Raw genomic sequence first — 25,746 nt, forward strand, 5'->3', positions numbered from 1 at the left:
GTGTTAAATACGGAGAGGTGGCCGAGTCGGCTGAAGGCGCTCGCCTGCTAAGCGAGTGTACGGGGTAAACCCGTACCGAGGGTTCGAATCCCTCCCTCTCCGCCATTTAAATTTATCCGCACCGGGTCTTGAGGGATTCGAAGCGGAGCGAGCGCTGCCAGTGGCAGATAAGCGGACAGGATGTCCGCGGCAGCGAGCGTAGGGGAGCCGACGCCGGAGTCGCCGTGATGGCGACGACAGAGTGGGCGAATCCCTCCCTCTCCGCCATTTAAATTTTTCCGGGTCCAATTGGAAAAAAAAGATTGACAATAGCAAGGTTTTGAGCGATAAATTGCAGCCTTGTTGATGCGCGCCGCTAGCTCAGCTGGATAGAGCGTCTGACTACGGATCAGAAGGCCGGGAGTTCGAATCTCTCGCGGCGCGCCATTTTAAAAAACGACCCCGTGACTCTTGCTCAAGAACAAGACAGGGGCTTTATGCAGAAGGCCCTGGTGGAAGCCGCAGCCGCTGAGAGGCTGGGCGAGGTTCCCATCGGGGCCGTTGTCGTTCATGGGGGGGAGATCGTCGGCCGCGGGCACAACCTACGCGAGACCAGCAACGATCCCACCACCCACGCCGAAATGATCGCGATCCGCGAGGCGGCAGCGACCATCGGCCACTGGCGGCTACTCGACTGCACCCTGTACGTTACCCTGGAACCCTGCGTGATGTGCATGGGGGCCATCATCCTGGCTCGTATCCCGAGGCTGGTGTATGCCTGCCGGGATCCTAGGGTGGGGGCAGTAGGTTCGATCTACGATTTCTCCAAGGACGACCGCTTCAACCACCGGGTCGAGGTGGCCGAGGGCGTTCTTGCAGAAGAGTGCAGCAGCATGCTGAGCGGGTTTTTCAAAAAACTCCGCGAAAAGAAGAAAGAGCTGAAAGCAGGAAACAACTGACTTTCGGAGGGGTGTCCGAGAGGTCGAAGGTGACAGACTCGAAATCTGTTGTACCGCAAGGTACCGTGGGTTCGAATCCCACCCCCTCCGCCAAATAAAGGGCCCGCCGGTTTTTCCGGCGGGCCCTTTCATTTTCCGGGTGGGATTCGAAGCGAAGCGAGCGTTGCCTGTGGCAGAAAAGCTGCCCGGAACCCTAGCTCTCTGAGCCCGCGGCTTGTCTTTCCATTATGGTCTGGATGATCTCCCTGACAAATGCACATTCACAGAAGGCTTCGCAGCGGTTCAGATTTGTTTCGTCCAAACAAAACTTGGGACAGGTTTCGCTGTTGGTCTTTTTTTCGGGATACTTGTCCTTTGTGTATAGGTGAAAGAAGTCTCCGGCCTCAATGGCCAGGGTGCTGTGACAACCGGGGGATTGGTGCGTGAACAGGAAAAGGCCATATTCAATTCTCTCGAAATCAGCCTTGTAGCCGTTGAGGCTTAAATTGGACTCCTTAAGAAAATCCTCTACCGTCGTCCAACCCGTGAAACAGAAGGGACAGGTTTTAAAAGCTGTTTCTCTCGCCATTGCCGCACCCAAGTTTTAGAGGGAAAGACTGCTTGAATAAGGTTATTTCACGTCACCAATACCGCATTCGTTGAGCAACTCGCTGATCTCCTGTTCGGTCAGTTCCTTCAGGTGGAAGCTTCCATCGGAGCAGCGTCCCTCGGCCTTTGGCAAGGGCAGGGCCTCGCCTTTCAGGGCACGGAGTTTCAGTTCCTGGCTGCGCACCAGAGAGAGGAGCTTGCGGTTTTTTACTTCAAGGTCATGCTTTTCGATCCCCGAGCGGATGGCCATCCGCAGTTCGGCATCATTCCAGGGTTTCATCAGGAAGCGGTAAATTTCACCCTCGTTCACTGCCCGCACCGCGGCCTCCAGGCTCGCCTGGCCGGTAAGCAGAATGCGGACGGTTTCCGGCCAGCGCAGGCTGATGGTCGACAGCAGCTCCGAGCCTTGCATCCCGGGCATTCTTTCATCCGAAACGACGACCTTGAAGTGTTCATCTGCCAGCAGTTTCAGCGCCTCCGACGCGCTGGGCGCGGTCAGGATTTCGTAATCCTCGTCCAGCAGCGCGCGCTGCACGGCCTTGCGGACATGGGCCTCATCATCGACAACAAGGATTCGGTTCTGGTTCATGCAGGTCCCTCTCTATGGCGTAGATTTTCTCGCGATGGGGTGATCCATCAGGATCATTCACCCTTGACCATGACCACCACAGCCCCTTTGATCGGGTCGATTTTCTGGTAGCGTCCTATTGCCTGTATGCTTTTCTCATCGAGCACCGAGCCTTCCTTCAGCAACAACAGGCCGGTGCCGCTGAGCAGGTTCTGCATCAGGACCATGCCGATGCGCAATTCGGCTGGGGGCAAGGTCTTGCGGACCATTCCCTGCTTGGTGTTGTCGTGGCGATAGTGCTTGCGCAGCGGTTTTTCCAGCAGGGGCACAAGCTCCGGATCGAATTTGGTCCCGGCCAACTCGCGGGCCTTCAGCAAGGTTTTGTCCACCGAAGAGGTATGTTCGCGGTTGATTTCCCGGTCGACGAAATCGGCCAGGGCCAGGATGCGGGCCCCCTGCGGGATGGCGCTCCCCTGGAGGCCGTCGGGAAAGCCGCTGCCGTTGAAATTTTCGTGGTGGTGGCGGATGAGCAGGCCTGCCGGGCGCAGGATGGAGATGGCGTCGATAGTGGCCTGGCCGCGGATGGTGTGTTGCATGTAAACCTCGAGTTCCTCGGGATCACACTGGCTGAGCGGCTTATTGAGCAGCTCATCGGGGATGCCGATCTCGCCGATGTCATGGAGCAGGCCGGCCACCCGCACCACCTCGACCTGCTGCGGCGTCATTCCGCGGGCCTCGGCCATGTCGACCGCAAGTCTGGTCACGTTGCCCGAGTGATCCCTCAGCTTCTTCGCCCGCAGCTCGATCAGCCGGGAGAGGGCCTCGATGGTGTCGCGGAACATCTCCTGCAATTTGAGGTTCTTGGTGCGGAGGCTGGCATTTTTTTCTCGGATCTCAGCGGTCTGCTCCAGCACCCTCGCCTTGAGCTTTTTATTCCAGTCTTTCAGCTCCTCGTTCTGGCGGCCGATGATGGCGCCGAGGCGTTCGTTTTCCTTAACCAGCTGATAGGACTTCAGTTCCTCGCGGATGGCCCGAAGCAGGTCCGCGTCGTCCCAGGGCTTGGTGATGAACCGGTGCGCCCCGCCCTTGTTGATGGCGTCGATGGTTGCCGACAGGTCGGAATAGCCGGTCAGCATGATGCGGTGCACGTCGGGGCGGATTTCCCGGGCCCTGGCCAGAAAATCCGCTCCGTTCATGCCGGGCATCCGCTGGTCCGAGACGATCAGGCCGATGTTCGGCGAGGCCTGCAGCAGCTCCAGCCCCTCCGGCCCGGAGGCGGCGGTCAATGCTTCGATGTCCTCCCGGTGCATCAGGCGCCTGAGAGAAGCCAGGATGTTTTTCTCGTCATCGACAAACAGGACGGTCGGTGCGTCCGGTAGGTGGTTTTCGATCATGGGTTAAAGTCTCCGTGATGTTCAGAGAGGATCAGGCTAACTGGTGGGGATTCTGCACCACCGGGAGGCGGATCGTGAAGGTGGTTCCCTCTCCGGGTTGGCTGGCGACGGTGATTTCCCCGCCGTGGTCCTTGATGATGTCGCAGGTGATGCTCAGGCCCAGTCCCGTCCCTTTGCCGGCTTCCTTGGTGGTGAAAAAGGGTTCGAACAGCCGATCAAGGTTTTCCGGCGGGATCCCGCACCCCGTATCCGCCACCGAAACCAGCACTTCCCCCGGCTCCTGCCAGGTGCGAATCCTGATGGTGCCTTTGCGTTCGATGGCCTGCCCGGCATTGACCAGCAGGTTCATGAACACCTGGTTGAGCCGGTTGGGGTGGCAGAGCACCGGCGAAACCTCGCCGTATTCTTTGACCAGTTCGGCTTTGAACTTGAGCTCGTTCCAGACCATGTTGATGGTGCTGTCGAGGCAGTGGTTGATGTCGGCCAGGGTCTTCTCGGCACTGTCCACCCGGGAGAAGGTCCTGAAATCCTGGACGATCTTCGCAACCCGCGAGGCTCCCTCCAGTGACTCTTCGAGCAGGGCCGGAACATCCTCGAGGATGAAGCCGAGCTTGCTGCTGCTCTCCAGCTCCTCGAGCATCTGCCGGCTCTCGGCCGTCACCTGGTTCTCCCGGATGACCGAGTGCTGGGCCTTCAGCACCTGGGTGAGGCGTTCCACGTATTTCTGCAGGGTAGTCAGGTTGCTGGTGATGAAACCCATGGGGTTGTTGATCTCGTGGGCGATGCCGGCCGCCAGCTGGCCGATGGTGGCCAGCTTTTCCTGCTGGACCACCCGGCTTTGGGTGGCCTGCAGCTCGGCATAGGCGTTTTCCAGCTCCTGGTTAGCTTCATGAAGCTGGTTGTTGATCTGCTTGGTTTCCGTGATGTCCCGGGCGGTCAGCACCGCGCCGTTCACCTGCCCCTTTTCGTCGATGAAGGGGTAGGTATCCAAGGCAAGCCAGCGGCCGTTGACCTCATGGCAGACCTCGAGGCTTTGCGAGCCCTCGAGCCTCAGACCGATCTGCAATTCCGCCAGGTGATCCGCCAAGGGGGAACCCTTGAGCTCCTGGAAGTCCCTGCCGATAAATTCGCGAAAGGCATTGTTGCAGCGCCGGATGCGCCCTGCATCGTCCAGCAGCACCAGCCAGTCGCCGATGCAGTCCATCGTTCGCTCGGCCTCGTTTTTGATGGCCGCTACCTGCTGGAAAAGCCGATTGAGTTTGTCGTGCTGCTGGAACAACTGGACCTGGCTCTTGGCCAGCCTGGTCTCCACATCCTTGCGTCCGGAAATGTCCGATATCGAAATGACGGACCGGCTTGCGCCATCGATACGGGCCGCCGAGATCAGTACATGGCGTACGTTGCCGGCAATATCCTGCATCTGCGCCTCGTAGGTCTGGGGTGCGAGGCCCTCGCCGGCGAGGCAGGCCTGCTGGTACTCGGCGACCCGCGGCCGGTCGATGTCGGCGACGAAATCGAGAAGCTTTCGCCGCCCCTCGGTCTGCGCCTTGGGAACCCCGAAAAGGGTTTCGAATTCGGGGTTGACCAGGGCCAGGGTCAGATCGTCCTCGAGGACGGCCAGTGCTGAATTGGTCGTTTCGAAAATGACCCGGTAAAGCTCGTTGCCGGTGCTGTTCATTCGTTGACCTCGGTGCTGCGAAAATGGAACCGGTTCAGGCTTGCGGCAGGTGCCGTCCATTTCAGGGTGCGATTCCAGTTTTTGAGAGGAACGCCCCCGGTGGAACCTGCTGCGGATAAGCCCTGCAGGTAATTCATCCTGCCCCGCCTGTGTAAAGGAGCCGACCTGTCAAGGGGGACTCGCCGCGGTCGTCGTCCAGGGCGGAAAATATCTCGTTCAGCTGGGGAGAGACCCTGATGAAGGCCTCGAGGACCTGCGGATCAAAGTGCTCGGGGCGCGTCCGGCCATCGCCCTGGATGATGATCCGGAAGGTGGTTTCGTGGTCGAAGGCCGGTTTGTACACCCGCTTGTTGCGCAGTGCATCGTACTGGTCGGCGAGAATGACGATGCGCCCCTCGATAGGGATCTGCTCTGCCTTGAGCCCCCCGGGGTAGCCGGTGCCGTCCCAGCGCTCGTGGTGGGTATGGGCGATGCTGGCGGCCATTTGCAGCAGAGGGTGCTGAGAGCCGTCGAGAAGCTCGTGGCCGATGGAGGTGTGGGCCTTGACGATCTTGAACTCCACCTCGGTCAAGGGCCCTCGCTTTAAGAGGATGGCATCGGGGATGCCGATCTTGCCCACGTCGTGCATGGTGCTCGCCAGGGTGATGGTTTCCACAAATTCCTCGGGCATCTGCAGGGCCCGGGCAATGGCCCCCGCGTACTTGCCGATGCGGGCATTGTGGCGCCCGGTGTCGTCATCGCGCAGTTCGGCCGCCGCGGCCAGCCGTTCGATCACCTCGCGGCTCATCCCTTCGAGCCGGTTCAGGGCGATGCCCAGGTCCCGGGTCCTTTGCTCCACCGTCCTCTCCAACTCAGCCTTGTAGTTCTTTTCCAGCTGGTTCAGCCGCTTGAGTTTGATCGCCTTTTCCAGGGCGTTGACCAGGTACAGGGGTTCGTAGGGCTTGAGGATGAAGTCGAAGGCCCCTTTCTGGATGGCGGCGATGGCCGTGTCAAGTTCGGCATAGCCGGTGACCAGGATCACCGGCATCTCCGGGTCGAGGGCGCGGATCCGGTCGAGCAGCTCGATACCGGTGATTTTCGGCATTTTGATGTCCGAGAGCACGGCATCCGCGTCCTCATCCCGAAATCGCTCCAGGGCCTCGTGGCCGTTGCTGAACGGGCAGGGCGAAAAACCGAATTCCTGCAGGATTCTCACCGTGCTGCTCAGGACATAAGGGTCGTCATCGACCACGATGATCTTCCCGCGTGCTGCAGCGTTCTCCTCTAGCATTTTCAATCTCCCTTTTTGCGCTGCCGCCTGAATCCGCCAGGCAGCCCATCACCCCTGGTGCAACGGCAGTCTGACCACAAAGGTGGTCCCCTTGCCCGGAGAGCTCTCCAGGCTGATCTCGCCCCGGTGCTTCCTGACGATGTCGCAGGCGATGCTCAGGCCCAGGCCGGTCCCTTTCCCCGATTCCTTGGTGGTGAAGAAAGGGTCGAAGATTTTGTCCCGGATGCTTTCCGGGATTCCGCAGCCGGTATCGGCAATGGAGACGAAGATGGCCCCGTCGTCGTGCCAGGTCTTCACCGTGATTTCCCCCTGGCCCTCGATGGCGTGGGCGGCATTTACCAGCAGGTTCATGAAGACCTGGTTCAGCTGCTGGGGGTAAACCCGTGCCATGGGCAGTTCGCCGAATTCCCTGTTCAGGGTGGCGACATACTTGATCTCGTTCCAGCAGATGTTGATGGTGCTCTCCAGGCCGGCGTTGATGTCGGCGGGAATGAACTCGGCATCATCCACCCGGGAAAAGGTCTTCAGGCTCAGCACCAGCTTTTTTATCCGGTCGGTCCCCTCGATGGATTCGGCCAGCAGGGGCCGGATGTCTTCGCGGATGTGGTCCAGCTTGAGCCTGCGACGCTCCTGGTCGAGGGTTTCCCGTGTCTGGTCCGGGCAGCATGCGGTCAGCGCCTGCTCCTGCGCTGCGATATAGGCGACCAGCCGCTCCACGTAGTTGCTCAGGGTGCTCAGGTTGCTGGCGATAAAGCCCACCGGGTTGTTGATCTCATGGGCGACCCCGGCCGCCAGCTGGCCGATGGAGGCCATTTTTTCGCCCTGCAGCATCTTTTCGTGGGTGGCCTGAAGCTCCTGCGTGGCCTGCTCCACCCGTGCCTCGAGTTCGGCCTGGTAGTTTTGTTCGATCTGTCGCAGGCGCCTCATGTCGATGGCTTTTTCCACCGAGTGGAGCAGCTGCGGCGGGTTGTAGGGCTTGAGTATGAAATCGAAGACCCCCTTCTGGATGGCCGCTACGGCCATCTCGACCTCGGCGTAGCCGGTCATCAGGATCACCGGGGTCTGCTGGTCGAAGGCGCGGATCTCCTCGAGCAGCTGGATGCCGCTCATCCCCGGCATCTTGATGTCGGAGAGGACCATGTCGACTTCGGCACCACTGCGCAGCAGATCGAGCGCCGCCTGGCCGCTCTCGAAGGGCTGGACGGAATAGCCGGCCTCGCCCAGCAGCCTGACGCCCACCTCTCTTACCAGGGGGTCATCGTCCACCAGAATCACGGTTGCCGTCTGTTTTCTGCTCATCTGCACCGCTCCTGCCTGTGTTTAAGGTTTGCAGGTTTTTTGAAACGCCTGCCCGGGTCGAACCCCGACCCACTCAGATGCGATAGTCCTTTTCGGCTTCCTGGACAGGTTCCAGTTCCCAGGTCGGGCTCTCCAGGCTGGACAACTCCTGCTCCAGCCGCGAGCCCCGGTTCAGGGGGAGCAGGATGCGGAAAGTGGTGCCCTGGCCCGGCTGGCTGCCGCAGGTGATGAAGCCTTTATGCTGCTTGACGATGCCGTAAATGATCGACAGCCCCAGGCCGGTCCCCTTGTTCACCTCCTTGGTGGTGAAAAACGGCTCGAAAATCCGCTCGACCGTCTCGCGGCTCATGCCGCACCCCGAGTCGGAAACCGAGAGCTGGGCATAGTCGCCGGGGATGCCGTAGCCGTGCCTGGCCACAAATTGCTGGTCGAGGTGCACCTTTTGGCTTTGCAGGCAGAGCCGGCCACCCTGGGGCATGGCGTCCCTGGCGTTGGTGCCCAGGTTGAGCAGGACCTGCTCGAGGTTGTGGCGGTCGGCGCGGACGGGTAGTTTCTCTGGACTGAGCTCGACGACCAGCTCGATATCCTCGCCGATCAGCCTCTTCAGCAGTTCGCAGCCCCGCTCGATGATGTCGTTCAGGTCCAGGGCGTCCGGTCTCGGGAGTTCGAGATCGGGATTGCGCTTGCGGCTGAAGGCCAGCAGGTCTTTGGTCAGCCGGGTGCCGCGGTTGGCGGCGGCGATGATCCCGGCCAGGTCCGATTTCAGGGAGCTGCCTTCTGCAGCCTTGAACTGCTGGATGCTGGCGTAGCCGATTATGGCGGTGAGCAGGTTGTTGAAGTCGTGGGCGATCCCTCCGGCAAGCTGGCCGATGGCCTCCATTTTCTGAACATGGCGAAGCTGCTGGGCGAGGGCCCTGCTTTCGGTAATATCCTCGGCGACCTTGACGAAATGCGTGGTGGTCCCCGCCGGGTTCTTCACCGGCGAGATGGCCGCCGCCTCGTAGAAAACCTCTCCCGATTTCTTCTTGTTGCGGAACTCCCCCTGCCACTCCTCGCCGGCCGAGAGGGCCAGCCACATGTTCTCCCGGTCCAGGGGATCCTGGTCGCCCAGCTCCGCCGCGTTGCGGCCCACCAGCTCCTCCGCGGCATAGCCTGTCACCTGCTCGTACCTGGGGTTGAGGTACTGGATGAGGCCGCCGGTGTCGGTGATCATGACCAGGGCGGGGCTCTGCTCGACGGCCAGCGAAAGCATGCGGATCCGCTCCTCGCTCTGCTTGCGCTCGGTGACGTCCTCCTTGATGGCGATATAGTGGGTGATCTTCCCGGCGGCATCCAGGATCGGCGCGATCAGGGCCTGCTCCCAATAGAGTTCGCCGTTCTTCTTGCGGTTCTGGAACTCGCCCCGCCAGCTCTCCTTGCGGCCGAGGGTCTGCCACAGCTGCTGGTAGACTTCCCGCGGGGTGTTGCCCGAGGCCACCAGGCTGGGGGTGTCGCCAATGACCTCTTCGGGGCGATAGCCGGTGAGCTCGGTGACGCGGGGGTTGACGTACTGGATTCTCGCCTGCGGGTCGGTGATCACGATACACACCGGGCTCTGCTTGACCGCCTCGGAGAGGATGCGCAGCTGCTCCTCGGCCTGCCTGCGCTCGGTGATGTCCTGGCAGGTCCCGATCAGCCGCAGCGGTGCGCCGGCCTCGTCGTAGATGACCCTGCCGATGGCCTGCATGATCCGCGTGGTGCCGTCGGGGCGGATGATGGTGTGTTCGAATTCGTATTCCCCGGTCTCTTCGATGGCCTCCCGCACGGCCTGGTCGATCCGGCTTCGGTCCTCAGGGGGATTGAAGGCGAAAATCGTTTCATAGGTCACCGGGGTTCCCGGGGGCAGCTGGTGGATCCGGTAGAGCTCCTCCGACCAGGTCTGCTCGAAGGTTTTCAAATCCAGGTCGAAGCTGCCGATCCCCGCGATGCGCTGTGTCTCCGAAAGCAGGTGCTCACTTTTTCGCAGGCGCTCCTCGGCCGTCTTGCGGGCGGTGACGTCCCTGACGATCTCGACTCCACCCACGATCTTTCCGTCGCTGTCACGGATGGGGGAGGCTGTAATTTCCACCCAAATAGTTTTCCCGCCGATCTCAGTGATATGCTCTTGAATGTGTATCCGGCCATCCCGGAAGGTTCCTGCTATGGCGCATCCGGGGCAGGGCTCTTTGCGCTGGTGAATGGCCTGATAACAGTCTTCCCCGATCCGGTCGCCGATCAGATCCCGGGTAACCTGGTTCTGATAAAGGATCTTGAAATCGCGGTCTATGATGTTGAGGCCATCGCCGATTCCGGCGATGACCGCCTCGGATCTGGCCCGCTCTTTTTCCGCCTCTTCCTTGGCCTCTACCAAGGTTTGCTGATATCGCCCCTGCTCGTTCACGAAGGCGTTGAATGCCTGGGCAAGAATGCCGATTTCGTCTTTTCCGCCGATGGGGAGTTGCTTTTCCGGCCCCTGCTTCTGCGGCAGGCGTTGCACATGTCGGGTGAGGCTCTGCAGTCGGCGCAGCAACAGGTGGATGAGGCCGAGGGTGGCTGCCAGAATCGGCAGGGTGATCATCAGCAGGCCTTGCCAGACCGCAGTTCTTGCCTGCGTGATGAAGGCATAGGCTTCATCCACCGGGAAATTGGCCGCCATGATCCAGTTGGTCTTTTTCAGGCGCTTGAAGGAGGAGAGGGTCCGCAGACCCAGGGAGTTGATCGTCTCCCCGGTCCCCTCGAAACCCTCCAGGGCCCGGTCGAAAAGGGGGTTCACCCCCGGCGGGACGTCCTGCTGGAGGATCCGGCTCGGGTCCGGGTGGACGATGATGGTCCGGTCGGTATTGTAAACATAGACATAGCCGCTCAGGCCGATCTTGACCGTGGCGATCTGCGCCAGAAAGCTTTTGCCAAGCAGGTCCATGGCGCCGCCCATGACCGCAATGAGTTTTCCCTCCTTGTTGTGAATGGGGGCAGTCAGGATAATCGAGGGAGCACGGTCTTCTCGGCTGGAGAAATAAGGTTCGGAAATAACTGGCAGGCCGCTGGTGACCGTCTCACGGAAGTATTCGCGAAAAGCGAAGTTTTTCCCGCGCTGATCCGGGGCGAATGGCGTCGCAGCAACCAGGTCCCCTTCGGGAGAGAACAGACAAAGCCCCCGGTCGAATAGCTCCCGCAGCCCGTAGAGGTCGTCGAGGAACTCCTGCACCCCCTCGGGGTCGCTGCCATCATGCTGAAAATGAGGGGCAGCCGCCACCAAGGCGGCCTGGGCCAACTCGAGTTTTTCGTCGATACTTTCGGCCAGGGCGCTGACCAGGGAAAACTGCTGGTGATAGAGGTTCTGTTGCAGTTGCCGTTCGAAATTGTGGAACAGGAAGCTGGCGATGATTCCCGTCAAGGCGAGCACCAGCCCCGATGCCAGCAGGGCGATCTTGATCTTCAGACTGATGTCCGCCCAAAGCCGCTGCAGCTTTGCCGCAAGTTCATTCATGGCCAATTTTTTCATAGGGTTTGAGGTGTTTTGCTGGCCAAAAAACTGAAAAGCGCCCATCTCCGGGTCAAAGAGATGGACGCTTGATGCCCGGCTTTGCGCGCAGGCAGCGTATCCCCATTCTTCGGCAACCCGGCTGTCCATGCGCCGTTGGTGCGGTGGCTCAGGACCCGTGGCTTTGCGTCGCCAGATCTCTCTGGGTTTGCGATTATCGGCAACAGGGCGAGTTCGGTGATTGGGCTGACCGAACAGGCGTGTCAATAAAGTGACCGTATGGCCTTTTCTATGTGTCTATCTTTCAGAAAACATGCCATTTGTGATGGTTGGCCGGTCAATTTTCAGTGTTCGCTGCATCTTTTCCGTTGATGCCGGAGCCGAGTATCCTGTTGACCAGGGAAATCAGCTTTTCTGGGCTGAAGGGCTTCTGGATGAAAAACTGCTCCCCGTTGCTCCGGGGAAGATTCTCCCCGTGAAACTCCCCATAGCCGGACATGAAGAGCACCTTCAGCCCCGGATCCCGTTCCTTCAACCGGGCCGCCAGCTGGGCGCCGCTCATGGTGGGCATGACCATGTCGGTGATCAGCAGGTCCACCCGCCTCGGCTGAAAAATTTTCAAAGCCTGATCCGGGGTGTCGGCCTTTTGCACCGCGAACCCGTACTCCTCGAGCATCCTCGAAACGATGTTGAGCACCTCCACTTCATCTTCCACCACCAGGATGTTCTTTCGGGACCCGGGGGGCTCGGGGGCGGGGTCGTCCCGCTGGAGCGTCTCCGGGGACTCGGTCCGGGGCAGAAACACCTTGAAGGTGGACCCTTGCCCCGGGGCACTTTCCACCAGGATGTAGCCGCCGCTTTGCTTGAGGATGCCGTAGACCGTGGCCAATCCCAGGCCGGTGCCTCGTCCCTGCTCCTTGGTGGTGTAAAAGGGTTCGAAGATGTGGCACTGCTCTTCCTCGGACATGCCTTTGCCGGTGTCGCCCACGGCAATCATGACGTAGCTTCCGGGGCTCAGGCCGGGATGCCGGGCCGCGCAGGATTCATCGAACTCTTTGTTCAGGGTTTTGACAGTGATTTTCCCCAGGTCCTCGATGGCATCCCGGGCATTGACCACCAGGTTGATCAGGATCTGCTCGATCTGGCCCGGGTCGGCCTTGATGCAGCCGGTCTGCTCGGGCAGCGACCAGATCAGTTCGATGTCTTCGCGGATCAGCCGCTGGAGGATCTTTTCCAGACCCCGGATGAGGTTGTTGACATCGATCACCTGGGGCTCGAGGACCTGGCGCCGGCTGAAGGCGAGCAGCTGCCGGGTCAGGTCCGCGGCGCGCTGCCCGGCCTGCTTGATCAGCCGGGCATCGTTTTTGAACGGCTCCTCGTCGGTCATTTTGCGGACCATCAGGTCGCTGTAGCCGTTGATGACCGAAAGCAGGTTGTTGAAGTCGTGGGCGATCCCCCCCGCCAGGCGCCCGACGGCTTCGAATTTCTGCGCGGTGCGCAGGTGTTCAACGGCCCGGTGGCGGGCCAGTTCGGCGCGGGCGCTCTGCAGGGCCAGGGCGGCGGTGCGGGCGAACAGTTCCACCTCAGCCTGTTCCCGGGCGGTAAAGCCCCCCGGGCGGTTGGCCATGGCCAGGATTCCGAGAGTCTCCTCGCCCACCCGCAGCGGTACGCTTAGAAAAGATTCGATGGGCGGGTGACCTGCGGGCATGGCCGGACTGGAGGTCTGCCCCTCGATAGAGGTGTTTTCCATCACGGGTTTTTCCATGGCGGTGGCGGAGAACATCAGGCAGGTGCAGGGGGGGACCGCGGCGAAGCCCCGGTGCTGGATGGTCGTTTCGACCTTTTCAACAAAACAGTTGATCTTTTCATCGGCGCGGTCCGCTGCCACAATGGCCAGGATCCGCGCCATGTCGCCGTCTTCCAGGTCAAGCAGCATCCCCAGGCGCGCCCCGGTGATTCCGATGCAGCGCTGGAGCAGTTCCTGGGCCATGTTGTTGATGTTGCCGGTCTGCAAGAAAGCCAGGGTCGCCGCGCTGATGGCCTCCGAAAGGTCGTGGCTGCGCTGTTCGTTTTCCAGCGCCAGCCGCTCCTCGGTGAAATCCAGGCAGGTGCCGATGAATCCGCTGTATGCCCCGTTGAGATCTTCAAAGGGCTGACCCAGCGCCAGGATCCAGCGGTAGACCCCATCGCGGCGGCGCAGACGGCATTCCATTTTGAACGGTTGCCGGTTGCGCAGGGCGTCCCGGTAGGTCTGCAGGCATTGCCGGCGCTGGTCGGGATGGATCCCCTCCATCCAGCCGAACCCCTGCTCTTCTTCCCGGCCGCGGCCGGTGAAGCTGAACCAGGCCGGGTTGAAATAATTGACCCTCCCCTCACTGTCGGCCCGCCAGATCATGGTCGGAAATTTTTCGAAAATGGACAGGTAGAAGTCCCTTGATCGCACCAGCTCCCGTTCTGCGGTGAGCCTCTCCAGTTCGGCGGCGGCCCGGGCGCCGAAGATCTGCAGCAGGGCCGTGGCGGCAGCGACTTCCTCGATGGGGCGCGAGTGCATCACGGCGATCTGTCCCCGCACCCGGCCTGCCGAATCGATCAGCGGGACTCCGATATAGCTTTCCACCTCCCATTCCTTGAGCAACTGGATATCGGGGAATTGTTCCCGGACCCCCTCCGGATACACGCACTGTTTGCCCCGGACCGGTTTTTCGCAGGGGGTTCCCGCCCAGGGGACGGAGAAATTTTCGCCAATCCGGCCTTTGGAACAGACTGCGACCGTGTTCACCCGCCCCGGGGCCTGCTCGTCGAGGACCCCGATGATGGCGCGATCGACATGCAGGGTGCGGGCGATGTACTGGGCCAGGGTCTGGAAAAAGTCTTCGCCGTCAACCCTGATGCCCCTGGCGAGGTTGGCCAGCAGTTCGTTCTCGCGTCTGCGGGCAGTGATGTCGGTGAAGGTGATCGCGAATTGCCCTTTTTGCGGGCTGTACGCCAGCACTTCAAAGTGCTTGTCGAGGGCTGGCGAATAGTTTTCGAAGCGCCGGGTCTGGCCGGTCAGGGCCACCTCGCCGAGCTGTTCGAGCCAACTTGCCTCGGCGCCGGGGAGGATTTCCCGGATCCGCCTGCCGATGACCTGCTCCCGGGGGAAGCCGGTGATCCGTTCAAAGGAGGGGTTGATTTCGAGGAACCGGCAGTCGCAGGGCCTGCCGTCGGCATCCAGAATGATTTCGTTCAGCGCAAACCCGGCGAGCATGGTGTCGAACAGGGTCCGGTAGCGGTGCTCGCTTTCGCGCAGGGAGTCTTCCACCTCCTGGCGCCTGACGATTTCGGCCTTGAGCTCGGCGGTTCGCTGCTCGATGAGGGTTTCCAGGTTTTCGTTGCTCCGCCTCAGTTCGTCCCGGACCCGGGTCAATTCGACCTTCTGCTGGTAGGTGTGTTCGTAGGTGGACAGCAGCAGGTCGAGGATCTGCAGCCGGTCGGAGGTCACGAAATGGTTTTTCCCGGCGAAAAACACGTTGATGCCCATCTCCGACCGGGCGTTTTTCCGCAGTTCCTGATTGGCGACCACCTGCTGGATCTTGTACAGGAGAAATTTCTCCTCGATCGGCTTTATTAAAAAGTTGTTGGCACCGCATTCGAGTCCCAGGATGACGTCCGATGGGTCCTGCAGTTGGGTCAGCAGAATGAGCGGTACATTTTTCAACCGCTCGTCGCCGCGGATGGCCCTGCAGAGGCCATAGCCGTCCATCTCCGGCATGAGAATGTCGCTCAGCACGAGCCAGTTGGTGCTCCTGTTCTCCTGCAGGACCACCAGGGCCTCCCGGCCGTTGCCGGCCAGGGAAACCGTATAGCCGTTGCTGACGAGGATCTGCTTCAATTGCTCAGCCTGGGTCGGGCTGTCTTCGACGATGAGGATTTCAACTTCCCTGTTTTGCATGCTTTTGTCCTTCTTGCCGGCTGCCGTTAGCCTATCGCCTGGTTCTTTACCTGGTTGCGGATGAAAGCGAGGAAATTGTCCGCGGGAAGCGGGCGGCTGAAATAGTACCCCTGGATCTCGTCGGCCTGGTGGTCGCCGAGAAAGCTGAGCTGCTCCCGGGTTTCCACCCCTTCGCAGACCACCTTGAGCTTCAGGTTGTGAGCCAGGTCGATCACGGTTTTCACCAGGGCGGCGTCGTCGCTGTCGGTGGTGATATCCATGACAAAGGAGCGGTCCACCTTGATGCGATCCAGGGGAAACTTCTTGAGGTAGCTCAGGGATGAGTAGCCGGTGCCGAAATCATCGATGGCCAGGGATACGCCGAGCCGCTTCAGCTCCCGGAACATGGCGATGGTTTCCTCGGCGTTCTTCATGGCGGAGCTTTCGGTCAGCTCCAGCTCGAGCAGGCCGGGGTCGAGCCCGGTCTGCTCGAGCACAGCTGCCACCATGTCGACCAGGTCCGGATTGACCAGCTGGCGGCCGGAGACGTTGACCGCGACCTTCATGGCAGGCAGTCCTGCCTGCCGCCAGGCCTCCGCCTGGGCGCAGGCGGTGCGCAGCACCCATTCGCCGATGGCCGAGATGATCCCGCTCTGCTCGGCCAGAGGGATGAAGCGGGCCGGCGCAACGCGTCCCAGCTCCGGGTGCTGCCAGCGCACCAGGGCCTCCATCCCGATGACCCGGCGGCTGGCCATCTCCACCTGGGGCTGGTATTCGAGAAACAGCTCCCGCTTGTTCAGGGCGCGGCGCAGGCTGGATTCGAGGGCCAGCCTCTCCACGGCCTCCAGGTTCATCTCCCGCGAGAAGAACCGGTAAGTGTTCCCCCCGTCGAATTTGGCCCGGTTCAGCGCGGTATCGGCGTTTTTCAGCAAGGTTTCGGGCAACTCGCCGTCGTCGGGGCTCATGGCGATGCCCAGGCTGGCGGTAATGAAGATTTCCGTGCCGTCGAGCTCCAGGGGCGTGGAGAGGGTCTGGAGGATCTTGTGGGCGATATAGATGACGTCCTCCACCTGGTCGATATCGGAGAGCAGCAGGATGAACTCGTCCCCTCCAGGACGGGCCAGAGTATCGCCGGCGCGCAGCAGATGCTCCAGCCGCTCCGCCACCGCCTTCAGCAACCGGTCGCCGGCCGGGTGACCGAGGGAGTCGGTGACTTTCTGGAACTGGTCCAGGTCGATAAACATCAGCCCCAGCACCCCCCCGGAGCGCCTGGACTCCGCAAGGGCAACCCGCAACCGGTCGTTGAGCAGGTTGCGGTTGGGCAGCCCGGTAAGGTGATCATAATTGGTCAGGTAGGCCAGCTGATTCTCCAGACGCCGGAAATCCGTGACATCCTTGATGTTCTCCACGATGCCGAGGATATTCCCCTGGGGGTCGGGGAGCGGGGCCGCGGTGGCGATGACCGGAATTTTCCGCCCCTTGCGGGACTGTTTGAGGGTTTCGCGGTGGACGTGCTTTTCCTTGTTCATGACCCGGGCCAGGGCACACTGTGCGGTATGGCATTCCGCGGAAGGAAACACTTCGAAACACTTTTTCCCGAGCATCTCGCTTTGGGCGAAGCCCGCCAGGTGGGCCATTTCGTCATTGATCCGCTGCACCTGGTAGTCCCGGTTAATGACCCACATGCCGTCGGCGGCGCAGTTGAAAATCTGGTCCAGCTCCGTATAGGCGTTGTGCGCCTGGACCTGGGCCTTTTCCCGCTCTTGGATTTCCGCCTGAAGCGCGGCGGTCCGCTGCTCGACCTGAAGTTCGAGACGCTCGTTGAAGGATTTCAGCTGATCACGGGCCTGCAGCAGCTCGAGGTTCTGCTGGTAGGCGGTCTCATAGGTGGAGAGCAGCAGATCGAGAATCTGCAGGCGGTCCGCGGTGATGAGGTAGTTTTTCTCCCGGAAATGGACCTTGATGTAGTTCTCGACCTGGATTCTGGAGCGAAGCTGGATATTTGAAACGAGCTGGCTGATGCGATAGAGGAGTTGCTGGTCATCGTAGGGCTTGATGAGAAAATTGTTGGCCCCGCACTCCAGGCTTTTGATGATGTCTGTCGGGTCATGCAGGGTGGTCAGCAGAATGATCGGGATGGTCATTAAATCTGGGTCGCGGCGCATCTGCCGGCAGAGTTCGTAGCCGTCCATCTCCGGCATGAGGATATCGCTGATGACCATCTGCGGCCGGGCCTGCTGCATGGCGAGCAGGGCCTCCTTGCCGTTGCCCGCCCTGCGCACCTCGAAGCCGTTGCTTTCCAGCACGTGGCTGAGTTGGGCGGCTTGGGTGGGACTGTCCTCCACAATCAGCAGATGACCGGTTTTCCCGGTCACGAAGTTGTCCTCTCCCTGGAGGTTCATGGAAACAACTCCTTCTCTTTCGATTCGTTCAACGACTTCGAGCAAGCAGGTCGGTCAGCATCCCCGCAATGGCCTGCGGTGATAAACGGTAGCGGGCCGCCTGGATCGCGGCGGCGGCCTTGGGCATGCCGTAGACCACCGAACTTTCCTCGTCCTGGGCGATGGTGAGCGCCCCGGCATCGCGCATCATCAGCAGCCCCTCGGCACCATCGCTGCCCATGCCGGTGAGCAGAATTCCCACCGAATTATCCCGGTAAGTTTCGGCGACCGAGCGAAACAGCCAGGAGATGGAGGGGCACTGGGCATTTTCCAGCGGCCCCCCGAGCAAGTGTGCTTTTCCCCCGGGGGCAACGACCAGGTGGCGATTTTCCGGGGCGACATAGGCCCTGCCCGGCAGCAGGTCTTCCCCGTGCCTGGCGATCTGCACCGGGACCCTCGAGGAATGGTTGAGCCATTCCACAAACCCGTCGAGAAATCCCTCGCTGATATGCTGAACAACCACCAGCGGAGCTGGAAACCCGGCGGGAAGGCGCGACAAAATGGTCTTAAGCACCGCCGGGCCTCCGGTGGAGGCGCCGATGGCTACCAGGTCGACCTTCCCCGGGCTGGCCGGGTTCGGCAACGCTTGTCGAGCTTCTGGCTGGTGCTTTCGCGGCCATCTTCTGACCACCCGGAGCTCGGCCAGGGTTTTCACCAGGTGCAGGAACTGGGCAGCGGCAGCCTCGAAGTTCGGGTTTCCCGGGCCCGGCGGCCTGCCGGTGATGGCCTGGGCGCCTACTTCCAGCAGGTCGAAGGAGCGCTCCACCTCCTTGGGGTCATTGCTGCCGGTCACGATGAGCACCGGGGTGGGGCAGGTTTCCATGAGGCGGCGGGTTGCCTCGAGCCCGTTCATATTGGGCATGTTGATGTCCATGGTGACCAGGTCGGCCCGGCGGTTCTGCAATGCCTTCAGGGCCTCCACTCCGTCGCCGGCCACCCCGATCACCTCGATGCCCGGGTCGGAATCCAGGATGTGTTTCAACAGGACCTGGACGGTCGGAGAATCCTCTACGATCAGGACTTTGATCAAATGATAACTCCTTGAATTTATTCATTTTGTCTGTGCTTCAAATCAGCCGGCCGATGGTTTCCAGCAGGTTGCTCTGGTCGAAGTCGCCCTTCACGATATAGGCGTTGGCCCCGACCTCGATGCCCCGCTCCTTGTCATCCCGGCTTTCCAGCGAGGTGACCAGCACCACCGGCGTTTCGGCAAGTTTCTTATCGCTCCGGATCTTGGCGGTGAGGTCAAAGCCGTTCATCCGCGGCATGTCGACGTCGGAGACGACCAGGTCGAAACTTTCGCTTTTGGCCCTGGTGAAGCCGTCGGCGCCGTCCACCGCGGTTTCCACCTGGTAGCCAGCGGCCTCGAGGATGTTTTTCAAAAGCATCCGGGAGGTGATGGAGTCTTCCACGACCAGAACCGAGAGGCGCTCCCTGCCTCGTTGGTCATCTTCAACGGCGCCTCGGGGCGCAGAGGGGCGGGCCTGGACCGCCGAGCGCAGCAGATCCGGTATGTTGAGCACCGGCACGACCTTGCCGCTCCCCAGGAACGTCGCACCGGCGACGTTCCGCACCCGTTGCAGCTGCGGCCCCAGGTTCTTTATCAGGATTTCCTGATCGCCGAGGACCTCGTCGACCTGAAACGCGATGCTGATGCCGGCCGAACCCAGCACCACCACCTGCCTTCGCCCCTCCGTCGCCGGTTCCCTGGTCCGGGCAGCCAGGCCCAGGACCTCGCCGAGATGGACCAGGGAATATGCCTGGCCGCCGATCTGGACGGAGTCCATGTTTTCAATGGTCTTGATCCGCTGGCTGGTCACCCGCAGGACATTTTCGACGTTGCCGGCCGGCACCACCAGCAGCTGGTCGCCGACGCGGACCACCACCCCCCGGAACCCGGCGAGACTGGTGGGCAGCAGCAGGCGAAAACGGGTCCCCGCGCCCGGGTTGGATTCTACGGTGACGCTTCCGCCCAGCTTTTCCACTTTCTCCCGGACGATGGCCAGGCCCAGACCCCGCCCGGACAGGTCGGTGATGATGGAACTGGTGGAAACCCCCGATTCGAAGATGCAGGCAAGGATTCTCTGCTCGGAATAGGCTGCACCGTTTCGCGTGCTCAAGGCGCCCTCGCGCAGAGCCGTCTCTTTCACCTTTTCCAGGTCGATGCCGGCGCCGTCGTCGGAGACGAGGATTTCCACCTTCCCCTCCTCCCGGCGGGCGATATGCAGGGCCAGGGTTCCGCTTCGTGGTTTGCCCTTGACCCGTCGCGTCTCGGGGGGTTCGATGCCATGGTCCACGGCATTGCGGACCAGGTGGATAAGGGGGTCCTTGATTCCATCCAGGATCCGCCGGTCGATCTCGACCTGATCTCCGGAGATTTTCAGTTCCATTTCCTTGCCCTGGGCTCTGGCGAGGTCCCTGACCAACTTGGGGAGGGGTTCCAGCAGCAGGGAAAAGGGGACCAGCAGAGACTTCTTCACCTGCTCCGCCAGGGCATCGACCCTGTTGCCGAGAGAGCGGCTCTCCTGTTCGGAGGCCTTTGCCAGGGTTTTCAGAGAGTTTTCCAGGCCGTTGACGAAGGCTCGGTTCTCCTGCAGATACTCCAGCAGTCTGCCCAGTTTCTTCCGTTCGGCCCCCTCCTGCTGCGGGCTCGCCTGGCGGTCGAGGATGCGCCGAAAAAAGCTCAGCTCGGGCCGGATCCGGTCCCAATCCTTCTGCCAGGCGGCAAACTGTTCCAGGATCCCCTTCAGCTGGTCGGTCCGCTGTCGGGAAGCAAGCTTTTCGGAGAGAAAATCCTCGGTTTGCACCAGGATTGCCTTGAGCCTGGCCGCGGGAACCTTGACCAGTTCGGCCACCTCCTCCTGGGGCAAGGTGGTTGGCTGGGAAGGGCGGGGCTCTGCCGGGGAAGCCGGGATGGCCTCGATATCAGCCGCCGGGAAAAAGGGCGCCGAAGGGTGCTCCCCCACAAAGCTTGAGGTACCGGCCGGCGCGGTATTTTTAAGAACCAGCGCCAGCTGCTCCTGCATGGGGGCAACCTGGCTCGCCCATGCCTTTGCCTCACCCGATGCCGGCAGCAGTTTCCCCAGCAGGTCGGCGGACTGATGGAGCAGGTCGCAGAGGGCTTCGGTCAACTCGAGCTGCTCGCGTTTCATGGCGGCGAAGACGCTCTCGACGGACTGACAGAGGGCCTCGATCTCGCGCATCTCCACCGCACGCGCCGCCCCTTTCAGGCTGTGCACTTCGCGGAAAACGACCTCGAGAGCCGATTTGCGATCCTCCGCAGGGGCCTTTTCCAGTTCAACCAGGCCCGAACAAAGAGTCTGGACATGATCTTTCGCTTCGCCGCGGAACGTCTCCAGAAGTCGCAGCCGAAAAGCCTCGTCCTTGGTCCCCATAACGCATCCTCAATACAGGTTCAGTCAGGAACTCCCCGCTGCCGGAGGCTCAGACCCTGAACTGTTCCACCAGTCCCTTCATCTTCTGCCCCAGCTCGTGCAGCCCCTTCACCACGGTTTCGGTCTGCTTGGTGCTCGAGACGTTCTGCAGACTCGCCTCCTTGATGTTGCCCATGGCCAGGGCCACCTGGTCCATGCCGACCAGCTGCTCGTCGCTCGATTTGGCGATCTGCAGCGCCGCCTGGGTGACCCGGCCCGAGGAGATCACCGCCTTCTGCATGGCCTCGCCGGCCTGGCGGGTCTGGCGCACCCCGGCTTCGACCGACTTGGCCCCCTGTTCGGTGGCCAGCACCGCGGTGCCGGTGGCCTTCTGGATGTCCTTCAGGATCGAGCGTACCTGGTTGGTGGCCTGCTTGGACTGCTCGGCGAGGTACTTGACCTCCTGGGCCACCACCGCGAACCCCTTGCCCTGTTCGCCGGCCTTGGCCGCCTCGATGGAGGCGTTGACCGCCAGCAGGTTGGACTGCTCGGCCAGGTCGTTGACCGTGGCGATGATCTCGCCGATGGCCTGGCTCTGCTCGCTGAGGCTGAGAATGGCCTCGGAGACGTAGGCCATTTTCTCCTGGGCCTGGTGGATGCCCTCGACGGCTTCATCCATCCATTGCTTGCCCTCCTCCAGCAACTGGGCCGAGGCCTGGGATTCGCCGGAGACGAGCTTGGCCTTCTGGCTGCTCAGCTGGGCGGTCTGCTTGACCTCCTGGACCGTGGTGGTGGTCTGGGTCACCGCCGCCGAGGTCTCGGCGGCGCCGGCGGAGACCTGGGAGGCCGCGGCCATGATTTCGCTGGCGGAGGAGGCCAGCACGTTGATCCCCTCGTGGATCTCGCCGGTGATCTTGCGCAGCCCCTGCACCATGGAGGCGAAGGCGTGCCCCAGGGAATCCTTGTCCGACTGGGGGCTGACGGTCATGGTCAGGTCCCCGGAGGAGATCCGTTCGGCCGTCTCCGCCATCTGCCGTAATGACCGCAACATGCGGGCAAAGGCCTTTTCCAGGTCGCCCACCTCGTCGCGCCTGGGGGTCGGGTTTGCCGCTTCGGTCAATTCGCCCGCGGCGACCCGCTCGGCGAGCTCGACCACGGATTTCAGAGGCCTGGCGATAATCCGGGTGAGGGAAAAGACCAGAACCAGGCCGGTCAGGCCGGCCAGGATTCCCATGGCGAGAAAGACCCGGGTGGCGCCTCGCACATGCTGCTTGGAGCGGGCCAAGGCCAGCTTGGCCATATCGTTGGCCACCACCCCCATTTCGGAGAGCATCTGCTCGATTTTCAGGTAGCGGGCCTCCTGAAACTCCCAGGCGATCCTCTGGGCCTCCGATGTCTGCCCGTCGGAAAGAAGGTCCCTTATCTGCTGGCGGGATTGACGGTATTCCGCGAGAATCGCGCCGATATTGTCCGATCGTTCCCTGAGCTCCTGGTGCCCCTGGATAAACCCCAGGGACTGTTGCCAATGGCCGTCGAATTCCTCGGCATTCCCCTCGACATCCTGCCAGAATTGCCTAAGCTGCGCTCGGTCCGAGGTCTGCAGCATCTGCAGGATGCGGATCCAGTTGTGATTCAAATGCGCGCGCATTTCGGCGAGGTTCATGGCGAAGCGAAGCTCCCCCTCGACCAGCGCGTGCTTGGCTTTATCCATCTGCACGATCGTCCGCTGGGCACTCAGGGTCAGGCCGAGGAGAAACAGGACCATCAGCCCGAAGCCGAGCAGAAGTTTGAAGCGGGTGGGTAGATCAACGAACCATTTCACGGCATATGCTCCCTTGGGACAGAAAAAAGACTCCGACGGGCCTCAGGGGGGTCATCCCTGATGATTGACCACCACCGAGCGGTCCGCCAGCAGCTTGGCGGCATCCAGCACCACCAGGTTCCCCCCGGCGATGCCCTTGAGGTATTCGAGGCGGATGCCGGTCAGGGTCGGCAGGGGCGGCTGCAGCTCGCCGGCGGGGATCTTGCGCACCCCGACGATGACGTCGGCCAGGATCCCGAACTCCATCCCCGCCGACTGCAGGATGATGACCTTGTTGAGGTCGGTCAGCCCCTTTTCCGGTAGATCGAAGAATTTCTTCACGTCAACCACCGACACGATGCGTCCCCGCACATTGATGATGCCGAGCACGAATTCAGGGGTGCTGGGAATCGGCGTCAGATCCTTGAGCGGGTAGACTTCGGTCACGTAGGCCGATTCGACGCCGTAGACCTCGTGGGCCAGGTGAAATTCCAGCAGTTCGATGGTCTCCAGGGACTCCTGGTCGCCCGTATCTTCGGCAAGGGCACGGGCGCGAGCCCTGAGCAGGGCCCGTCTGGTTTCTCTTGCCCACTCCGCGTTGCCTTCAGGTGCCATATGCGTCTCCCTTGGCCATGAGGTTTACCGTTTCCAGCAGTCTTCCAGCCGTCAGCCCGTCGGCTCCCGGCAGGGGTTCGGTCGCCGGTTTGGCCTGCAGCAGGCTGCGGGCATTCTCCAGGTGCTTTCGAGCCCGGGTACGTCTTCCCAGCTTTTCCCACAGGTGCGCCAGGGTGAAGTGGGCCAGGACGAAATCCCGGTCCAGGTACAGGGCCCTCTCCAGCGCCGCGGCGGCCTGCTCCGGCTGCCCCTGTTCCAGCAGGATCGTCCCCTGCAGGTAGTGAAACTCCGCCTGTAGCCTGTCCAGGGCCAGCAGCTTCTCGCACCAGTCGGCAGCCTCGGCAAGGCGCCCCTGGTTGGCGCGAATGCGCGACAGCAGCGCCATCGCCGCCGGTTTCCGGGGCTCACCCAACAGCGAATGGGCCAGCTGCGCCGCCTGCTCGTAGCAGCCCTGCCGCAAGAGCTCCGCCGCCTTTTCCAGGGAGTCCCGCTCCCCGCCGGGCGACGGCGAGCCGGGAGGTTCACCGGTTTTGAACAACGACCCTTCGGCAGCCGGTGGACCTTTCTTGCTGATGTCGGCCGCGGTCACGGACCGGCGCGGCGTCCGGGGCGGGCAGGGTTTCGCTGTCGGGGGAGCTGCCTCCCCGGGCGATGATCCGGAAGGGGCGTGGGGCTCCTTCCTGTAGAAAAAGGCCTCGGGGAAGCTGACGCAATTGAACCGTTCGCCGAGAACCTTGAAGGTCTCGCAGGCGCTGACGATCAGCCAGCCGCCATCCACCAGAGAGCGGTGGAAGTTTTCCACGATCCTGCGCAACTGCTCGGGATGGAAGTACATCAGCACGTTGCGGCACAGGATCAAGTCCATGGCATTGGTGTTGTTGAGCAGGGAGGGATAGGTGTCCTCCGCCAGGTTCAGCGGAAAAAACCGCACCATGTCCCGGATTTTCTGTACGACCTGCAGGCGACCTCCCTCGGCGGGCTGCAGGTAGCCCTGCTCCAGCCAGGGGTGGTTGCCGCGCAGCGACCAGCGGGTATAGACCCCCTCGCGCGCCTTTTTCAGAGAGGCCGGGTTGATGTCCGTGGCCAGGATGGTGATATCCCAGCCGTTCCCGCCACCAAGACACTGATCCAGAAGCATGGCCAGGGAATAGGCCTCTTCGCCGGTGGAGCAGCCGGCGCTCCAGAGACGCAGCCGCTTCTCCTGCCCCTGCCGGGAGGCGGCGAGGGGGGAGATGATTTGGGTCCGGATGAGGTCGAAGACCTGCGGATCGCGAAAGAAATAGGTTTCGCCAATGGTCAAAACCCTGGCAAGAACCTCCGTCTCCCTGCGGCTCCAGGGGCCCCCGGCCGCCAGATGCTCCAGGCAGGCGGCCGGGGAGGAGAACTGCAACTCCTGGGCGGCCGCCTCGACTCCCCGGGAAAGGTCCCGCCAGCGCTCAGGGGGAAAGTGCAGCCCGAGCCGCCTGGACACTTGGGCGCTGAGAGCGTCCATCCTGGCATCGGCGAAATCCCTGTTCACCGATCTTGGGCCTCGGAAGAAGTCAGGGCCAGGTCGAGGGCCAGTTCTTCCTCGATGGACAGGAACGTATCCAGGTCGTGGATCAGCAGCGGCCCGTCTGTTAGTTTGACAACCCCCTGCAGGTGTTTGATTCCTGGGACGATATCGCCGGGAATGGTCACCGCCTGCCGCGATTCGTCAAGCACCAGGGTGTCGGTTACCTGATCAACGAGCAGGGCGACTGTTCTTCTGGCGGTGCGGGCGATGAGCAGGTGATCGCTCGGCTCGACCTCCTTGGGCGGAAGCGAAAAGAGGCTCCGGATATCGAGTACCGGGAGGAGCTTTCCCCGTGTATTGACCAGGCCAAGGACAATTTTTGGCACTTTGGGAAGGGGCGTCACCTCCACGGCACGATAAACTCTCTCGACTGCAGGCAGCGGCAGGGCGCAGCTGATCCCATTCAGCGAGAAAATTACCAGTTGATCCGAAGTTTTCATTAAAAAATCGCCTTCAATAGGAGACGCTTATGCATTAAATGGCCAGTGTCCGTGCCTTGGTTGTCCGGAACTGAGTGCTAATGATATGTAATTATTGAATATTGACAAGGAGTGCTTAAAGTTTTCCAAAGGATTGCCGTGAGTAAATGAGTAAGCAAACATTAGGCCAAGCTGGGGCTGGTGGTGCGGCGGGGAAAGAAAAAACCAGGGAGATCGGGGGCGCGGGGAGCGCCGGTCGAGGAGCGGGGATGAGGGCGTTTATACTGCGCGGGGAATTTCTTTGGGCCCGTGATTTGCCCGGGTTGGACGAGTTAGTCCACGGTCATTTGGCGTTTCGCCACCGCCCGGGCTGCCGGATTGAGGGGAGGGGATTCCG

General features: G+C 61.6%; 17 protein-coding genes, 3 tRNA genes and 1 riboswitch. Of the genes, 4 read left to right on the plus strand and 16 right to left on the minus strand.

Annotated features, from left to right (window positions below; all coding sequences use genetic code 11):
• Positions 1-11 precede the first annotated feature (11 nt).
• From DESUT3_RS00920 to DESUT3_RS00935, 4 genes are all read left to right on the plus strand, one after another.
• Positions 12-105: transfer RNA gene (locus DESUT3_RS00920), tRNA-Ser, on the plus strand.
• A gap of 244 nt (positions 106-349) precedes the next feature.
• A tRNA-Arg gene (locus DESUT3_RS00925) sits at positions 350-426 on the plus strand.
• A gap of 17 nt (positions 427-443) precedes the next feature.
• The gene (gene tadA, locus DESUT3_RS00930) at positions 444-938 is read left to right on the plus strand and encodes a tRNA adenosine(34) deaminase TadA (protein WP_225911588.1); all 495 of its coding nucleotides are present in this window, start codon (positions 444-446) and stop codon (positions 936-938) included.
• Between the two features lie 5 nt (positions 939-943).
• A tRNA-Ser gene (locus DESUT3_RS00935) sits at positions 944-1,031 on the plus strand.
• Positions 1,032-1,131: 100 nt separating this feature from the next.
• On the opposite strand, the gene DESUT3_RS00940 is transcribed toward DESUT3_RS00935, so the two are convergent.
• The 16 genes from DESUT3_RS00940 to DESUT3_RS01015 form a co-directional block, all read right to left on the minus strand.
• Entirely contained in the window at positions 1,132-1,506 is a 375-nt protein-coding gene (locus DESUT3_RS00940; RefSeq protein WP_221250593.1) for a hypothetical protein, read from the minus strand.
• Between the two features lie 42 nt (positions 1,507-1,548).
• Entirely contained in the window at positions 1,549-2,115 is a 567-nt protein-coding gene (locus DESUT3_RS00945) for a response regulator (protein ID WP_221250594.1), read from the minus strand.
• A gap of 53 nt (positions 2,116-2,168) precedes the next feature.
• Positions 2,169-3,488: an HD domain-containing phosphohydrolase gene (locus tag DESUT3_RS00950; protein WP_221250595.1), complete on the minus strand. Its 1,320-nt coding sequence runs from the start codon at positions 3,486-3,488 to the stop codon at positions 2,169-2,171.
• A gap of 31 nt (positions 3,489-3,519) precedes the next feature.
• Positions 3,520-5,166 (minus strand): PAS domain-containing sensor histidine kinase, encoded by a 1,647-nt coding sequence (locus tag DESUT3_RS00955; RefSeq protein WP_221250596.1) that lies wholly within the window; start codon positions 5,164-5,166, stop codon positions 3,520-3,522.
• Positions 5,163-5,303, minus strand: a complete 141-nt coding sequence (locus tag DESUT3_RS00960) for a hypothetical protein (protein WP_221250597.1) — start codon at positions 5,301-5,303, stop codon at positions 5,163-5,165. Before DESUT3_RS00960 ends, DESUT3_RS00955 begins: the two co-directional genes overlap by 4 nt.
• A complete protein-coding gene (locus tag DESUT3_RS00965; protein WP_221250598.1) occupies positions 5,300-6,436 on the minus strand; it encodes an HD domain-containing phosphohydrolase in 1,137 nt (378 codons plus the stop codon). Before DESUT3_RS00965 ends, DESUT3_RS00960 begins: the two co-directional genes overlap by 4 nt.
• Positions 6,437-6,484: 48 nt before the next feature.
• Entirely contained in the window at positions 6,485-7,735 is a 1,251-nt protein-coding gene (locus tag DESUT3_RS21065; RefSeq protein WP_264082180.1) for a response regulator, read from the minus strand.
• 73 nt (positions 7,736-7,808) lie between these two features.
• Complete coding sequence (locus DESUT3_RS00975) at positions 7,809-11,240, minus strand: PAS domain S-box protein (protein WP_221250599.1); 3,432 nt, start codon at positions 11,238-11,240, stop codon at positions 7,809-7,811.
• A 123-nt stretch (positions 11,241-11,363) separates the two neighbouring features.
• A riboswitch (cyclic di-GMP riboswitch) is annotated at positions 11,364-11,457 on the minus strand.
• 114 nt (positions 11,458-11,571) lie between these two features.
• Positions 11,572-15,165 carry a response regulator gene (locus DESUT3_RS00980; RefSeq protein WP_221250600.1) on the minus strand — a complete coding sequence of 1,198 codons (3,594 nt, stop codon included), beginning with the start codon at positions 15,163-15,165 and terminating at the stop codon, positions 11,572-11,574.
• Positions 15,166-15,191: 26 nt separating this feature from the next.
• A complete protein-coding gene (locus DESUT3_RS00985) occupies positions 15,192-17,546 on the minus strand; it encodes a GGDEF/EAL domain-containing response regulator (protein WP_221250601.1) in 2,355 nt (784 codons plus the stop codon).
• A 28-nt stretch (positions 17,547-17,574) separates the two neighbouring features.
• Complete coding sequence (cheB, locus tag DESUT3_RS00990) at positions 17,575-18,615, minus strand: chemotaxis-specific protein-glutamate methyltransferase CheB (RefSeq protein WP_221250602.1); 1,041 nt, start codon at positions 18,613-18,615, stop codon at positions 17,575-17,577.
• 37 nt (positions 18,616-18,652) lie between these two features.
• Positions 18,653-20,980, minus strand: a complete 2,328-nt coding sequence (locus DESUT3_RS00995; protein ID WP_221250603.1) for a hybrid sensor histidine kinase/response regulator — start codon at positions 20,978-20,980, stop codon at positions 18,653-18,655.
• A 49-nt stretch (positions 20,981-21,029) separates the two neighbouring features.
• The gene (locus tag DESUT3_RS01000) at positions 21,030-22,781 is read right to left on the minus strand and encodes a methyl-accepting chemotaxis protein (protein WP_221250604.1); all 1,752 of its coding nucleotides are present in this window, start codon (positions 22,779-22,781) and stop codon (positions 21,030-21,032) included.
• Between the two features lie 51 nt (positions 22,782-22,832).
• A complete protein-coding gene (locus DESUT3_RS01005; RefSeq protein ID WP_221250605.1) occupies positions 22,833-23,375 on the minus strand; it encodes a chemotaxis protein CheW in 543 nt (180 codons plus the stop codon).
• The gene (locus DESUT3_RS01010; RefSeq protein WP_221250606.1) at positions 23,365-24,894 is read right to left on the minus strand and encodes a CheR family methyltransferase; all 1,530 of its coding nucleotides are present in this window, start codon (positions 24,892-24,894) and stop codon (positions 23,365-23,367) included. Before DESUT3_RS01010 ends, DESUT3_RS01005 begins: the two co-directional genes overlap by 11 nt.
• The gene (locus DESUT3_RS01015) at positions 24,891-25,370 is read right to left on the minus strand and encodes a chemotaxis protein CheW (protein WP_221250607.1); all 480 of its coding nucleotides are present in this window, start codon (positions 25,368-25,370) and stop codon (positions 24,891-24,893) included. Before DESUT3_RS01015 ends, DESUT3_RS01010 begins: the two co-directional genes overlap by 4 nt.
• Between the last annotated feature and the right edge of the window lie 376 nt (positions 25,371-25,746).

This window comes from Desulfuromonas versatilis (assembly GCF_019704135.1).
GTDB lineage: Bacteria > Desulfobacterota > Desulfuromonadia > Desulfuromonadales > NIT-T3 > Desulfuromonas_A > Desulfuromonas_A versatilis.